This window comes from Corynebacterium sp. c7Ub_26 (assembly GCF_053760365.1).
In genome coordinates this window covers 18925-33472 of sequence record NZ_JBSNBL010000003.1, presented here as the reverse complement: position 1 = coordinate 33472, position 14548 = coordinate 18925, and the positions used below count along the sequence as shown (strand labels likewise).

Here is a 14548-nt window from a genome sequence, read left to right as displayed (position 1 = left end):
GACCTACCCCGCGTGGCGAGTGAGTTCCGCCGACATACGAGGAACCATCTCATTGTCGACGACACGCTCGTCAACCCAACCCAAGTGGTTATTCGGCATCAACCCGTAGAGGCGCTTACCGGGGCCCAGCGTGGAGGGGCCAGACGCCGTCACCATCGTCGACGCGGACTGCACATCCCATTGGCGCTCAGTCGTCGGCTGGCCATAGAAAATTTCGACCACGCCGCTGGCGTGCGCGCACACGAATTCAATCTCATCTTTATCGTTAATACGCCAGAAACCTGATTCGCGCTCATCGGGACCGGAGGCCGCGCCTTCTTTATTTATCCTCCATGTGCGGGACTCATAGGACAGATAGTTCTGGCCGTCATGAGCAAACGTGATTTGCTGACCAAAGGGATATTCTTCGCCCGTCGATAGATCCCGGGCTTGTCCTTCGCCCCGCCAGACCCCAACCAGGGGAAGAAGTGCCAGAAGACCATCGTGAAGAGAGGGACCCTGGCGTAAATTCGCCGTGTCATCCGGAATAGGCAGATCACCAAAAACAGGAATGTTCCGGCTGGCCGTCGTTTTGGCCTGCTCCGCAGCGCGATTCACGGCCTCATTGCCGTCGAGTTTGTGACCCTGCGGCGTGCCCTCATCAGCGGAACCGTCGCTGGGGGAGCGATCTGCCTGTCCCGCAGAACCAGTTCCGGGAACGCCGAATTTCTGTGCATTGTCTTTGTCGTTTTCAGCCATGGTGCCCAGCGTACCGGAGGGGTAGGACACGTCACGCCCCTCGTCCTCGCTACTCCTTACTCCGTACCTCTTACTCTTTGTCGTTTTCGTACTTCGCTTCCTCAGGTTCCTCCCGAGCCATGGGCGCCAGATCCGACAAATTAATCGTCACATTTTGTTGGCTAGCCTGCAGGAAAATAGATCCACCCTCGCAATAAATAAAATCTGGACGTGCCCTCAGTGGAAGATATTTTCCTTCTAATTGAAGGGAAAAGGCTTTCTTTATTTCATCCCGAATGTCCTCGGGGATCTCTCGGCCTTTCACAACCGGGGCGTCTTTATCCCTGCTTGTCGGCCCGTCGAGAACCTCGTAGGCATCCATAGAAATAACGTCGCCTTTAATTCTCAATCGAACTGCAACTGTGGCTGGCTTATCTAAACCACCAATAGAACCACTAAACACCGAATCCGATTCTTGACCGCCGTTCGGCGCCGTATTCGCTAATCGTCGGATAGTCAGGTCGGTAATCCCGAGCCGCTCGCCCAAGGCTAATCCGTCCAGTGAGAGCGTCGTCGATACTGTCTCTACCGGGGCATCCTCAATCCGACCGTGAAGAATGTCGTGTGTCGACGCCTCAATATTTGTTGCCGAGGAATGGACGGTCACCAAACCAAAACCAGGAACGTCGAGATCCTGAGCATCGACCGTCAGCGATGATAACTTCCCACGTTCGGCTTCATACAAGAAAGGAAAACCGCCGGCTGTCACATCGGGTTGAACAGGCAAATTAGAGTAGTGCTGCAGTTCACGCGAGATACGCGACTCCGTTCGAGCTGCCACCAATGAATCTCCCACCCATGCGCACACAGCAAGAACCATCAGGGCGATAGCGGCGATGATGCCCACTTTGCGCACCGTCCGACGGCGACGAGACCGCGCCACAACGGGCACGGAACCGGCGGGCGAGGAAGGCTGATGAGTCACCCCTACAGTTTTACCGGTTTCTGGGCTATTCATCGAACCTACAAGCGCAAATAGACTATCCGGTTCGGTCAATGGGGCGAACTGGGCTAAAGTGACCCAGTATTGAGCTGTTGAGCTAGTCAACGAAAAAGGATTACACCGTGAGGATAGCGTTACTCACCAATGCCACAAGCGTGGCCGAGGTGCTCCCGCCTTTGGCGCTGTTGCCACACGAGACCGTCATTCTTCCCCCCGACGCTACGTCCTCACGACAACTCGACGACGTCGAACTCGCAGTTATCGACGTCACAGGCTCCGACCTCCTCGGCGCACGCGAGCTCTGCCGCACCGTTGCCGCTGCTCACCCCGACATGCCCGTGGCCGTTGCCATCGCTGAAACCAGCCTGATCGCCCTAGATTCCTCCTGGGCCGTCGACGAATTCCTCCTGGCCAGCGCCACGCCGGTCGAAATCGACGCGCGCTTCCGGCTCCTGCTCACCCGTCGGCCAGTTCCCGTCAACGAGATCGACGATTCGAACGTCGTCACTGTCGGTGAACTTGTTGTTGATGACGCCACCTACACTGCGCGGATTCACGGGACCCCGCTGGATCTGACGTATAAAGAGTTCGAATTGCTCCGCTTCCTGGTCCAGCATTCCGGCCGTGTGTTTACGCGAAAGCAGCTGTTGCAAGAAGTGTGGGGGTACGACTTTTTCGGCGGCACCCGAACTGTCGACGTGCACGTTCGGCGGCTCCGCGCCAAGTTGGGCACAGAGTACGAGGGCATGATCGCCACCGTGCGTAACGTCGGTTATAAGGCTATCGACGTTGACGCATGATCGTTGCGTGCCCGAAACTGTGACTCGAAACTATGACTCGCGCCAGAACCCCGGTAGCCTGTGCGACGAAAGTCAACCACATTCGGCCGGAACAGTACAGACGAACAGCTCAGACGAGCAGAACCAAGAAATGAGTGAGGATTGTAGTGATGGCAGACGCACCCACGTTCAACGCACAGCCGTGTGACATCATCACGCAGCTGGTGCTAGGGCCAGTTTCTCCCCGGGTTCGCAATGCTCGACAAGCCTCAGCCGATCGCTGGATGGAAATCGAAACAATTCTGCACGAGAGCACCCGGCATGACGGCGTCGCACCGTTTTCCGAACAATTCTTGCGCGGGATGGAGGAGCCGGACCTCAATCATTGGCACGCATTAGTCAGAGTCGATGGGCATGTGCGCGGCATTGCAGCCGTCGACCCTTCTGGCCCGGCCGTTGAGCTCGCGGTTCATCCTTCTTATCGACGAGGCGGACTGGCGACGGCGCTGCAACGTGCGGTGCGTGCACATGCGTCGTCGCTTGGTCTGGGCGATGAGCGTGATATCCACACCAATGGAATTGGGTTGACGTGGTGGGCGCACGGGGACCTCCCCGCGGCGCGGGCGGCGGCTGAACATATTGGCGCTACTGCTGATCGTGAACTCCTCGGGATGGAGCTTCCCGGGTCTGTCGTCAAAGATAAGTCTGATAGCAATCCCGTCGCTCAGGCGGCAGCGACGCTACCCGATGATGTCACGGTTCTCAGCTGGACGGAATCGGCGCGTCGATGGGGGAAAGACGCGGTTGATGCTGCATGGTTGGCTGTCAACAATGAGGCCTTTGACTGGCACCCCGAACAAGGCGGCTGGGATCAGGCACGGTTGGGTCAAGCCCGGAGAGCATCGTGGTACGACCCTGACGGCGTGCTTTTGCTCTGGGGGAGTAGTGAGGGTGATGATGCCGATTCGCTTCCCCCTCTTTTAGGGTTCCACTGGACGAAATTAGCGCGTGAGGGTGACGACGAAGCCGGGCGTAAAGTCGGCGAAGTGTACGTGATTGGGCTCGCGCGAAAGGCTCAAGGACGCGGCTTAGGACGCGCCTTAACCGCGAAGGGAATTCAGTACCTGGCCAGCAACGATGCGGCCTACGTCGAACTCTATGTCGAGGCGGATAACGCACCCGCCGTTCACGCGTACGAAGCGCTCGGATTCACGGTGGTTGAGCGTCACACAGCGTGGAAATTCTGAGTGTTCACTCTCTGTTCATCTTGAATCTGCTCACTGGCAACCTCCACGGGTTACTTTCAAACCTGAAACCGCATGTGTCGGAATCAGTAGGCGCCGAAGGAGGCAGATGACGTCAGCAATCCGACGTGGCTCGTTCTGCTCCTGACCTGGCGAAATCCCTGAGTCCCGGAGGAAAAGTGAACAGGAAACAAGTAGGACGTGGCACTGCCCTGGCTACCATCGCAGCCGTCTCTGCCCTCACCTTGGTGGGCTGCAATAGTGATGACAACAGCGCGGACGGGGAGTCATCGTCATCCAACGGAGATTCGAACCTCTCTGGAACCACCGGACAACTCACCGCAGAGGGCTCATCTGCCCAGCAGAAAGCCATGAGCGTTTTCTCTGCGAAATACTCACAGGCAGTTCCCGGCGCACAGTTCTCCTACAACAGCACCGGTTCAGGTGCTGGTCAAAAGCAATTCATAGCCGGACAGGTCAACTTCGGCGGGTCGGATTCGCCTCTTGACGATAGCCAAATGGCTGAGGCGAAGGACAACACCTGTAAATCCGACGTGTGGCAGCTTCCTATGGTGATCGGGCCGGTCGCTGTCGCTTACAAGCTGGATGGCGTTGACAGCGTCGCCCTCAGCCCTGAAGTGATCGCCAAGATTTTCAAGGGCGAGATCAAGAAGTGGAATGACGATGCCATCAAGAAGCTCAATGATGGAGTTAATCTTCCCGATAAAGACATCAAGGTTATCTATCGTTCAGATGAATCGGGAACCTCAGATAACTTCCAGAAGTTCTTGAAGACATCTGCGCCGGGGCAGTGGGATTCCGAAGGGAAAGCGTTCCCCTCCACCACAGGGTCGGGGGCGAATGGGTCCTCCGGCGTCGTCCAGGAAGTCGGAGCCACCGACGGGGCCATCACATATGTCGAAGCCGGGTTCGCCAAAGAAGCCAAGTTGAAAGAGGCGGCGATCGATTTCGGGCAGGGCCCCGTCGAACTCAATAAAGAGACCGTGGGCAATGCCTTAGACAAACTCACATATAAAGGTGAGGGCAACAACATGGTTGTCGATACCGACGCCCTGTTCGGTCTGAAAGAAAAAGACAGCTACCCGTTGTTCCTCACAACCTATGAACTGGTGTGCTCGAAGTACCAAGATTCGTCCACCGGTGATCGCGTTCGCGACTTCCTGACCGTCGCTATTAATGATGGGCAGGACTCGAATTTGGAAGACCAGTGCTATATTCCGGTCACCGGTCAATTGAAAGACAAATTGACCAGCGCGATTAAAGAAATCAAGTAATCCGAGGGATGCGCGTCATGTCAGACCTTCTGGATTGCACGTTCCCCGGATACAGCCAAGTTCAAGCGTTCCAATAGACCCCAATGAGTGCAGAGACACCAATGACCACTACATCTAGCGCCGGAGCTGCGACATTCCAGCCCGCCGGATCTCATCTTCCCTCCGCTGCCGACCAGGCGGGACTATCATCACCCGACAACGGAGATATCCCGCCGAAGGCCCAAGACGGCCACAACGCACCAGGAAAAGTCCGCGCCGGTGACCGAATCTTCCACGGCTTGGCGACGGGGTCCGCAATGATGATCACCGTCATCATCGCTGCTATCGGAGCGTTTTTGCTGTGGCGTGCAGTCCCCGCACTACGGAACAACACCGAGAACTTCTTTACGTACAGTGGTGACTGGAATACCGCGACGACGTCGGCCATGCACTTCGGTATTCCGAACCTTTTCTTTGTCACCGTGACAGTGTCCCTGGTGGCCCTTGTGTTGGCGATGCCGGTAGCGCTGGGAATAGCGATCTTTTTAGCGCAATATTGTCCCCAGCGATTCGTCAAACCGATCGCATTTGTTGTGGACCTTCTTGCGGCCGTTCCCTCCATTGTTTTTGGTTTATGGGGTGCCCAAGTTCTGGGGCCGAAACTTGGGGGCTTCTATGAATGGATTCATTCCTGGGCAGGTCAGTTCATTCTTTTCAAAACCTTTGCTAATTCCCCTGCTTTCGCAACAAGCAGAAACCTGTTGACCGGTGGGATCGTTCTAGCCATCATGATTCTCCCCGTGATCGCGGCCACGGCCCGAGAAGTTTTTGTTCAAACTCCTCAAGGCCACATTGAATCTGCCTTGGCATTAGGGGCAACCCGATGGGAAGTCGTCAGGTTGACCGTCTTACCTTTCGGCTTTTCGGGATATATTTCCGGAGCCATGCTGGGGTTGGGTCGTGCTCTCGGCGAAACAATGGCCCTGTACTTAGTGATCTCACCCAGCTCAGAATTCCGTGGATCTCTTTTCGACGGTGGCACGACGTTCGCCACGGCTATTGCGAACGCCGCTCAAGAATTTAATAACAACATTCAGGCGGGGGCGTACATTTCGGCTGGCCTCGTTCTTTTCCTCTTGACGTTTGTCGTCAATGCCATCGCCCGGGCCATTGTGGCGAAGAGATAAACGCAGAGATAAGCCCCGACCCGACACACCAGCTATCAGTTACACAAAGTAGGGAGCGCCACGATGTCACACGCGGTCTCATCGCCAGCATTACAACCACATATTTCTCCGCATCAAACAATCGAAACCTCCACAACCTTTACTGCTATTTCGACTCGTCGAAAAGTGACGAATGAAATAGCGCGGGTTCTCGTCTTTGCGACGGTGATCGTTGCGTTCATTCCGCTGCTTTGGGTGCTGTGGGAGCTGGTCTCACGCGGTGCTACCGTCACCTTGAGTTCCACCTGGTGGATGAAATCCCAGATGGGGATTATCGAATCCCAGGCCGGTGGCGGTGCGTATCACGCGATTATGGGGACGCTCATTCAAGCGCTCATAACCTCAGCGCTATCGATCCCAATCGGTGTGCTGACGGGAATTTATCTGGTTGAATACGCGGGACAATCGCGCCTGGGGAAAGTGACCACGTTTATGGTGGATATCTTGACGGGCGTGCCCTCTATCGTTGCGGCGCTGTTTATCTATTCGCTATGGGTAGTGCTCTTCGGATTTGAACGCTCAGGTATGGCCGTATCTCTTGCCTTAGTTCTTCTTATCGTCCCGGTGATTATCCGAAACACTGAAGAGATGTTGCGGGTTGTTCCTCAAGACCTGAGGGAAGCAGCCTACGCATTGGGAGTTCCGAAATGGAAAACTATTGCCCGTATCGTTTTTCCCACTGCAATGTCGGGCATTATCACCGGAATCATGTTGTCGGTCGCAAGGGTCATGGGGGAATCAGCGCCCGTTCTCATCTTGGTTGGATATAGCGTCGGTACGAATTTCAATCCGGTCGAAGGGCCACAAACGTCGCTTCCGTTGATGATGTTGGCCATGTATAAGGCGGGAACGACGGGCGCAGCCGTCGACAAAATGTGGGGTGCGGCCTTCACACTCGTCGTCATTATTGCTGTATTGACTATTGCGGCTCGGCTTATTTCCCGTCGGTTCTCGGTCAAGTCATAGCAACGTCAGTCCGGACAATTATCTGCACACGGTTATAAGGAGAACGGTCACGATGGCTAAGCGCTTAGATCTAGAAGATGTCAATATTTATTACGGAGATTTCCACGCGGTGCAAGACGTCACCATGCATGTTCCGCCGCGATCTGTGACCGCTTTTATTGGACCGTCGGGATGCGGTAAATCCACCGTGCTCAGGACAATTAACCGGATGCATGAAGTGACGCCCGGGGCGTATGTCACGGGGTCGATCAAGCTAGATGGCGAAGACATTTATGATGCCAAAGTAGATCCCGTCGCCGTGCGAAACACCATCGGTATGGTTTTCCAAAAAGCGAACCCTTTTCCGACAATGTCCATCGAAGACAATGTCGTCGCGGGATTAAAACTATCCGGCGTTAAGAACAAAGCGCGTTTGAAAGAAGTGGCCGAACGGTCGCTGCGTAGTGCGAACCTGTGGGATGAGGTAAAAGACCGTCTGGATAAACCAGGTGGGGGGCTCTCTGGTGGTCAGCAGCAGCGACTGTGCATTGCGCGTGCGATAGCCGTGGAGCCAGAGGTGTTGCTCATGGACGAGCCCTGCTCGGCGCTTGACCCCATTTCCACGTTGGCGGTGGAAGACCTCATTCACGAGCTGAAGAAAGAATTCACCATCGTCATCGTCACCCACAACATGCAGCAGGCTGCGCGCGTCAGCGACCAAACGGCGTTTTTCTCACTCGAATCGACGGGTAAGCCAGGCCGGCTCGTCGAAACTGGGCCGACACAGGAAATCTTCGAGCGCCCCAAGCGGAAAGAAACGGAAGACTACATTTCCGGTCGGTTCGGATAGCAACTCGAACTAGTAGATTGTGTAGGCAAGTAGCCCGCCGAGACACGTCGCCCGCATAGGTCAGGTTGTCGAAACATACTGTCGTGAAAAGTGACGGGGCCCATACTGCGCCACGGGCAAAGACATGAGATAGTCATAGGGGTGTGCAACCACATCCGCGTTGGCTGGACAAGGTGAGGTGGTTGCGGACCGGTGTTCGCGGGCACAGCGCCCGACACAACAGGTAGCTCACGCGGACATCCAGATCAGAGGGCGAACTGGGGGTCATTCGGGCCTAGGGGAGTCCTGCAACCTTGTCAACGTAACCGCACGGTGGCGTTATGACGTGTCCCGAACAGGAGAAAACATGGGCCGACAATCAACTCCGCATATCAACCCGAACGGCGTACCCATCGCCGAAACGATCCTCCTGCCCGGCGATCCGCTCCGCGCAAAATTCATCGCAGAGACCTACCTCGACGACGCCGTCCAGTTCAACTCCGTCCGCAACGCTTTCGGATACACCGGCACCTACCAGGGCAAAGAAGTTTCAGTGATGGGGTCGGGGATGGGCATCCCCTCTATCTCCCTCTACGCCTGGGAGCTCATCCATGACTTCGGTATCAAGAAACTCGTCCGCGTCGGCTCATGTGGCTCACTACAGAAGGATCTCAACCTCTACGACGTCGTCATTGGGCAAGCTGCCTGCACCGACTCGAATTTCCTGTCCCAGTACAACCTGCCCGGGGTGTATGCGCCGATCGCATCGTATCGGTTGATTGAGGACGTTCGAACTCGGGCGAAGGAAGCTGGAATCACCACCCACGTGGGCAATGTCCTGAGCTCTGACGTGTTCTACAACTACCAGGATGACGTCAACCAGCGGTGGGCGGCAATGGGTGTTCTCGCTGTGGAAATGGAATCTGCCGGGTTGTATGCCACCGCCGCAGAAGCAGGCGTCGAAGCGCTGGGGATTTTCACCGTCAGCGACAACATCGTGACGGGCGAGGCCACCACCGCGAGCGAACGGGAAAAAGCATTCACCACCATGATGGAGCTCGCGCTTCCACTCGCGGCGATCTAAGCAGGCAACGATGGCACATACTGAAACAGCAACACTCGCCCCGGAGAAGGCCGGCAAAAAGGTACTTAACCCCAAAGCCGCCGTTCCGGTTATTTTATTTACCTTCGTATTCAGCTTGGTCATTGACAACGGCTTTAAGTTCATGTCCAAGCCCATTGCCGACGACCTCCACCTCTCTGCGACGACGGTGAGCTTGCAAGCCACACTGGCAGGAATTGTCATCGGTATCGGCGCTGTGGTGTATGCCGCGCTTGCCGATACGTTTAGCATCAAAAAGCTGTTGTACGTGGGGATCGGGCTGACCGTCATTGGGTCCATCATCGGGTTTGTTTTCCAACACTCGTGGCCGATGGTGCTGACCGGGCGAATTATCCAAACCACCGGATTGGCCGGAGCAGAGACACTCTACGTCATCTACGTCACCAAGCACATCTCCGCGAAAGACCAGAAGACGTACCTCGGATTTTCCACCGCTGCGTTCCAATTGGCCATGCTGATCGGTGTGCTCACCAGCGGATTCGTGTCCACGTACATCTCGTGGACCGCAATGTTCTTGGTCTCTGCGGCCCTAATCCTCGCAGTGCCTTTCATCGCGAAAACTGTTCCCGATGATGAAAAAGTCAGCGCCAACCTGGATGTCATTGGTCTCTTTCTCATCGGTGTCTTCGCCACATTCGCCGTCATCTTCATGCAAGAGTTCCAGCCGATCTACGCTGTCATTTCAGTCATCGGGGTTGCGCTCTTCGCGGTGTACATCAAGATCAACAACAAAGCCCTTGTCCGGCCAGAATTCTTCCTCAACGGCCGCTACGTGTGGGCACTCGTCGTCGTCCTCATCTTGTATTCCGTGCAGCTGGGGTACATTTTCTTCTTCCCCTTCATCGTGTCCATCCTGCACGGGTTGGGAACCGATACGGCATCCATGTTGATCGCGCCGGGCTACGCCTGCGCAACCGCCGTCGGAGCTGCTTCGGGTGCTATCGCGAAGGTTCTGAAAACACGGCCGGCCATCATTATTGCGTTGTCCTCAATTTGCGGTGCCCTTGTCATCCCCGCAATTATTTCCGACACATCCCTGTGGTTGTTGATTCTTTCCATGATGTTCTTCGGGAGCGGATTCGCGCTCATGTACGCACCGCTGATGGCCTCAGCGATTAAGAAGATTCCAGCCGAGAAAACGGGCGTTGCCATCGGTTTTTACAACCTGACCATTAACATCGCGATTCCCGTCGGCATTGCGTACACAGCTAAGTTGATCGATATTGAACCGACATTCCTCAGCGGGCTGACGCAGGGCTCAGGACACACTGCCCACGCATATGCCACCGTGCTGTGGATCCTCGCAGGCATTACCGCCGTGGCCTTCGTCGTTTATGTGGCGTCCGATCGTTATCTCACCAGGAGAGAGAAGCGGCGTGGTGAGACGCTCGATGGGGCATCCTAAAACGTTCCGCCATAGCGTTGCTGGATCTCGTCAAAGTGGCGGGTGAACGTGGCTTCGCGGTCGCGTTCATCTTTCCCTCCGACGTACTCTTCCGGGCGCATACCCGTCGCCAAGTAAATAACGCGGGCACCAATTTGGACCGCGTGATCGGAATAACGCTCGTAGTAGCGCGATAGCAAGGTGACGTCCACGGCGTTCGTCGTCGTGTATGGCCACTCGCGCTGCGTCGTCAAGACGAAAATGTGGTGGTGGAGATCATCGATCGCGTCGTCGTCGCGGGCCAACTGCAATGCCAACTCCGGATCGTAGGACACCAGGACGTCGTGCAAGGTGGCCGTGATGTCCAAACACTGCTTCGCCATCTCGGAGAAATACGGCACCATGGATTCTGGAACCGCACAGTCCGGGTGGCGGCGGCGGGTTACCTTCGCGATGTGCACCATCAGCGCCGACATTCGTGACAGATCTTCCACAATGTACGTGCCGGAAATCACACGGCGAAGATCCCGGGCCACCGGGCTCTCCAACGCCAGAAGCTGAAAAGCTTGTTGTTCGCACTTCACGCGAAGCTCTTCGACGTCCTCCACGCTGGTCAACACATCTTCTGCAGAAGTGAGATCAGCGCTCAATAACGCTCGGGAAGCATGCGACGCCATCTCTTTAATCGAATCGCACATGACGATGAGATTATGGGCGAATTCCGCCAAGTGTTCCCGATAATCGTCTCTCATGATGGCCTAGTTTAGGACAAATTGGCTAACAATGCTTGGCTAACCCAAGGCCACGCGGTTCGCGCCGGCCCAGAATTAGCCACCCGAGTGCATGATGTCCGCACCAGCGGGGACAGTACGATCATCCGGATCACCCAGCCACCCCTCCGGCAGCGTCACCGCCTTCGCGGATCCTTGGCGGCCACGAGGGCCGTCGGCATCGTCGGGAAGAGCCGACGCCAACGCCGGATCGCTCACCACCGTATTCAGGATTTCTTCCAGCTCATTGATGCTCGTGATGCGCGTGACCTTTTGACGCAAGTCCGATCCCGCAGGGTAGCCGCGCAAATACCAGCCCATGTGTTTCCGCATGTCCCGGCACGCGGTGGACTCCCCGGAGTGAGCCGCCAACAAGCGGGTGTGGCGCAGAATCACATCACATACCTCCGCGAAGGTGGGCTGAGCAGGGAGGGGCTCGCCGCGCAGGGCTGCCGATAGCTCCGCAAACAACCAGGGGCGGCCCAAACAACCGCGCCCCACAACCACACCGTCGCAGCCCGTCTGATCCATCATGTCCGCGGCGTCCGTCGCCTTAAATATGTCGCCATTGCCGAGCACCGGCACGCTCGTACCCGCCAAATGCTCCTTAAGCTCGCCGATGCGGTTCCAGTCCGCCGTGCCCGAATACCGCTGAGCTGCCGTCCGCGCGTGTAACGCCACAGCCTGGGCGCCCTCCGCGGCGGCAATCGCACCCGCGTCCAAAAACGTCAGATGGTCGTCGTCGATACCCGTCCGCATCTTGACCGTGACCGGGATCGTCGTTCCCTCGACACCACGGACGGCCGCTGCGACAATCTCGCCGAACAGGCGTCGCTTATAGGGCAGGGCAGCCCCGCCGCCTCGTCGAGTCACCTTCGGCACCGGGCATCCAAAATTCATGTCAATATGGTCGGCCAGGTTATCGTCGGCAATCATGCGAGCAGTTTCGTACGTCCACTTCGGGTCCGTGGTGTACAACTGCATGCTGCGCGGCGTCTCTTCGGGGGCGAACTCCGTCATGTGCAGAGTTTTCTCATTCCGCTCGACCAGTGCCCGCGCGGTCACCATCTCGCAGACATAGAGCCCCGACGTCGTCCCCGTTTTTTCTATCTCGAGTTCACGACACAACAACCGAAAAGCCACATTTGTTACCCCCGCCATGGGTGCAAGAACGACGGGGGACGATAGCTCAAATGGGCCGATTCGGAGGGGTGCGCGGGATCCAGAAATCACCGTGCCAGTGTAAGCGTGTGTGAATCTTACACCAAGCGAGGGAAGGGGGAACCCATTTAGGGGAATAGTCTGGGCTAAGACTGCCGTTTCTGTCCTCCTCTTGACCTAAAGTGGTACACGTAACAACACACCACGATCGTGGTGCGCCTCACCGAGCGATGCCCCTCGACGACGCGCTAAATTACGGACGTGGAATGTAAAGAGAACCCCCGATTGACCAGGAATTTCGGCGGGAGCACAGGAGGAAAATATGTCAGGACGGATAGCCAACCCGAAGTTGCAAGGCCTCATTATGAGTGCCGACGAAGCCGCCGCCAAGATCAACCCCGGCGATCAGATCGGTTTCAGTGGATTCACCGGTGCCGGATATCCCAAAGAATTCCCTCAAGCCCTGGCCCGCCGGATCAAAGAGGCACATGACCGCGGTGAAGAATTCAAAGTCAATGTGATGACTGGTGCATCGACCGCTCCGGAGCTCGACGGTGCATTAGCCGAGGTCAACGGCATCAACTGGCGCATGCCGTACCAATCTGACCCGACTCTTCGTAAGCGGATCAACGCTGGCGACACGTACTACAGCGACATTCACCTCTCTCACTCGGGAATGCTCCTGGACCAGGGGTTTTTCGGGGCGACCGATGTGGCCGTCGTTGAGGCGGTGCGTATTAAGGAAGACGGGGCAATTATTCCGTCGTCGTCCGTCGGTAACTCGACAAACTACCTGCGTAATGCCAAGAAAATCATTATTGAGGTCAACTCCTGGCAGTCCGAAGACCTCGAAGATATGCATGACATCTGGAGCTATGGTCAGCTGCCTAACCGTCAGCCGATTCCGATCGCCGACCCCGGCGACCGCATCGGGACCCCCTACATTGATATCGACGTCGACAAGGTCATCGCAGTCATCGAAACCGACGCTGCGGACCGTAACTCCCCGTTCAAGGCGATCGACGACGATTCCAAGAAGATCGCCAACTACCTGCTGGATTTCCTCGACGGGGAGATCAAGGCTGGGCGTCTGACCAAGGAACTGCTCCCGATGCAGTCCGGTGTGGGTAACATTCCGAACGCTGTTCTCGCGGGCCTGTTGGAAGGGCCGTACCACCACATCACGTCCTACACGGAGGTTATCCAGGACGGGATGATCGACCTGATGGACCAGGGCACCATGACGGTGGCGTCGGCAACCGCATTCTCGCTGTCGCCGGAATACGCACACCGGGTCAATGAAAATGCTGCTGAGTACGCCAAGAAGATTGTTCTGCGCCCACAGGAAATCTCCAACCACCCAGAAGTTATACGACGCCTCGGCGTGATTGCATGTAACGGAATGATTGAGGCCGACATTTACGGCAACGTCAACTCCACCCACGTCACGGGCTCCAAGATGATGAACGGCATCGGCGGATCCGGTGACTTCACGCGTAATGCCTTTGTGTCGTGCTTCGTGTCGCCATCGCGCGCAAAGGGCGGTGCTATCTCCGCCATCGTGCCCATGGTTTCGCACGTTGACCACAATGAGCACGACCTCGACGTGATCATTACTGAGCAGGGTCTGGCTGATCTGCGCGGACTTGCTCCGCGGCAGCGCTCCCGGAAGATCATCGAGAACTGTGCCTACCCGGACTACCGCGAGCCGCTGTTGGAGTACGTGGAGCGGGCAGAGAAGAACGCATCCGGATTGCACACTCCTCATGACCTCCACGAGGCGTTCAATTTCCACACTCGTTTCATGGAGACTGGCTCCATGATGCCGGAGAAGTAGTTGACGGTGGCGGCGGCCTTGGGTGGTTCTCCAGGCCGTTTGCCAGGTGTCCGCTGTCATGATCTATACTGACTAGCGCACATTCAAACATTGTGTTGAGTGCTGCCGTTTACTTTCGTGGTGGTGGCAGCAGTTAGCGCTTAATCAGAATGTGTGTGGGCCTTTAGCTCAGCTGGTAGAGCTACGGACTTTTAATCCGCAGGTCGAGGGTTCGAGCCCCTCAGGGCCCACAACATCGCCCCTCACCGGAATTGCC

General features: G+C 56.5%; 13 protein-coding genes and 1 tRNA gene. 10 read left to right on the top strand and 4 right to left on the bottom strand.

Annotation, left to right across the window (positions count from 1 at the left end):
* Nucleotides 1-3: 3 nt before the first annotated feature.
* A complete protein-coding gene (locus ACWORE_RS05945) occupies nucleotides 4-738 on the bottom strand; it encodes an FABP family protein (RefSeq protein ID WP_455303336.1) in 735 nt (244 codons plus the stop codon).
* A gap of 70 nt (nucleotides 739-808) precedes the next feature.
* Nucleotides 809-1702 (bottom strand): LmeA family phospholipid-binding protein, encoded by an 894-nt coding sequence (locus ACWORE_RS05940; protein WP_455303141.1) that lies wholly within the window; start codon nucleotides 1700-1702, stop codon nucleotides 809-811.
* Between the two features lie 140 nt (nucleotides 1703-1842).
* Here ACWORE_RS05940 and ACWORE_RS05935 point away from each other — a divergent pair, with 140 nt between their 5' ends.
* The 8 genes from ACWORE_RS05935 (at nucleotide 1843) to ACWORE_RS05900 (ending at nucleotide 10545) form a co-directional block, all read left to right on the top strand.
* A complete protein-coding gene (locus ACWORE_RS05935) occupies nucleotides 1843-2520 on the top strand; it encodes a winged helix family transcriptional regulator (protein WP_296137325.1) in 678 nt (225 codons plus the stop codon).
* Between the two features lie 149 nt (nucleotides 2521-2669).
* Nucleotides 2670-3746 carry a mycothiol synthase gene (gene mshD, locus ACWORE_RS05930; RefSeq protein ID WP_455303140.1) on the top strand — a complete coding sequence of 359 codons (1077 nt, stop codon included), beginning with the start codon at nucleotides 2670-2672 and terminating at the stop codon, nucleotides 3744-3746.
* 176 nt (nucleotides 3747-3922) lie between these two features.
* On the top strand, nucleotides 3923-5038 hold the full coding sequence (gene pstS / locus ACWORE_RS05925) for a phosphate ABC transporter substrate-binding protein PstS (protein ID WP_455303334.1): 1116 nt from the start codon (nucleotides 3923-3925) through the stop codon (nucleotides 5036-5038).
* Between the two features lie 101 nt (nucleotides 5039-5139).
* Entirely contained in the window at nucleotides 5140-6204 is a 1065-nt protein-coding gene (gene pstC, locus ACWORE_RS05920; protein WP_406605590.1) for a phosphate ABC transporter permease subunit PstC, read from the top strand.
* A 63-nt stretch (nucleotides 6205-6267) separates the two neighbouring features.
* On the top strand, nucleotides 6268-7209 hold the full coding sequence (gene pstA, locus ACWORE_RS05915) for a phosphate ABC transporter permease PstA (RefSeq protein WP_455303139.1): 942 nt from the start codon (nucleotides 6268-6270) through the stop codon (nucleotides 7207-7209).
* A 52-nt stretch (nucleotides 7210-7261) separates the two neighbouring features.
* Nucleotides 7262-8038, top strand: a complete 777-nt coding sequence (pstB, locus tag ACWORE_RS05910; protein ID WP_012731068.1) for a phosphate ABC transporter ATP-binding protein PstB — start codon at nucleotides 7262-7264, stop codon at nucleotides 8036-8038.
* A gap of 346 nt (nucleotides 8039-8384) precedes the next feature.
* Nucleotides 8385-9101, top strand: a complete 717-nt coding sequence (gene deoD / locus ACWORE_RS05905; protein ID WP_448234496.1) for a purine-nucleoside phosphorylase — start codon at nucleotides 8385-8387, stop codon at nucleotides 9099-9101.
* A gap of 10 nt (nucleotides 9102-9111) precedes the next feature.
* Nucleotides 9112-10545: an MFS transporter gene (locus ACWORE_RS05900; RefSeq protein WP_455303138.1), complete on the top strand. Its 1434-nt coding sequence runs from the start codon at nucleotides 9112-9114 to the stop codon at nucleotides 10543-10545.
* Here the strand turns inward: ACWORE_RS05900 and phoU are convergent.
* Both phoU and dusB read right to left on the bottom strand, forming a co-directional pair.
* A complete protein-coding gene (gene phoU, locus ACWORE_RS05895) occupies nucleotides 10542-11276 on the bottom strand; it encodes a phosphate signaling complex protein PhoU (RefSeq protein WP_296137337.1) in 735 nt (244 codons plus the stop codon). The genes ACWORE_RS05900 and phoU overlap by 4 nt on opposite strands.
* A gap of 75 nt (nucleotides 11277-11351) precedes the next feature.
* Nucleotides 11352-12455 carry a tRNA dihydrouridine synthase DusB gene (gene dusB, locus ACWORE_RS05890; RefSeq protein ID WP_455303333.1) on the bottom strand — a complete coding sequence of 368 codons (1104 nt, stop codon included), beginning with the start codon at nucleotides 12453-12455 and terminating at the stop codon, nucleotides 11352-11354.
* 322 nt (nucleotides 12456-12777) lie between these two features.
* On the opposite strand from dusB, the gene ACWORE_RS05885 reads away from it, so the two are divergent.
* Together ACWORE_RS05885 and ACWORE_RS05880 are read left to right on the top strand one after the other, a co-directional pair.
* Entirely contained in the window at nucleotides 12778-14292 is a 1515-nt protein-coding gene (locus ACWORE_RS05885; protein ID WP_455303137.1) for an acetyl-CoA hydrolase/transferase family protein, read from the top strand.
* Nucleotides 14293-14449: 157 nt separating this feature from the next.
* Nucleotides 14450-14522, top strand: a tRNA-Lys gene (locus tag ACWORE_RS05880).
* Nucleotides 14523-14548 lie beyond the last annotated feature (26 nt).

Coding starts and splice junctions, on each gene's coding strand:
- ACWORE_RS05885 (WP_455303137.1), top strand. CDS start 12,778: ATGTCAGGACGGATAGCCAACCCGAAGTTGCAAGGCCTCATTATGAGT.
- dusB (WP_455303333.1), bottom strand. CDS start 12,455: ATGGCGGGGGTAACAAATGTGGCTTTTCGGTTGTTGTGTCGTGAACTC.
- ACWORE_RS05900 (WP_455303138.1), top strand. CDS start 9,112: ATGGCACATACTGAAACAGCAACACTCGCCCCGGAGAAGGCCGGCAAA.
- pstA (WP_455303139.1), top strand. CDS start 6,268: ATGTCACACGCGGTCTCATCGCCAGCATTACAACCACATATTTCTCCG.
- phoU (WP_296137337.1), bottom strand. CDS start 11,276: ATGAGAGACGATTATCGGGAACACTTGGCGGAATTCGCCCATAATCTC.
- pstC (WP_406605590.1), top strand. CDS start 5,140: ATGACCACTACATCTAGCGCCGGAGCTGCGACATTCCAGCCCGCCGGA.
- pstB (WP_012731068.1), top strand. CDS start 7,262: ATGGCTAAGCGCTTAGATCTAGAAGATGTCAATATTTATTACGGAGAT.
- ACWORE_RS05945 (WP_455303336.1), bottom strand. CDS start 738: ATGGCTGAAAACGACAAAGACAATGCACAGAAATTCGGCGTTCCCGGA.
- mshD (WP_455303140.1), top strand. CDS start 2,670: ATGGCAGACGCACCCACGTTCAACGCACAGCCGTGTGACATCATCACG.
- deoD (WP_448234496.1), top strand. CDS start 8,385: ATGGGCCGACAATCAACTCCGCATATCAACCCGAACGGCGTACCCATC.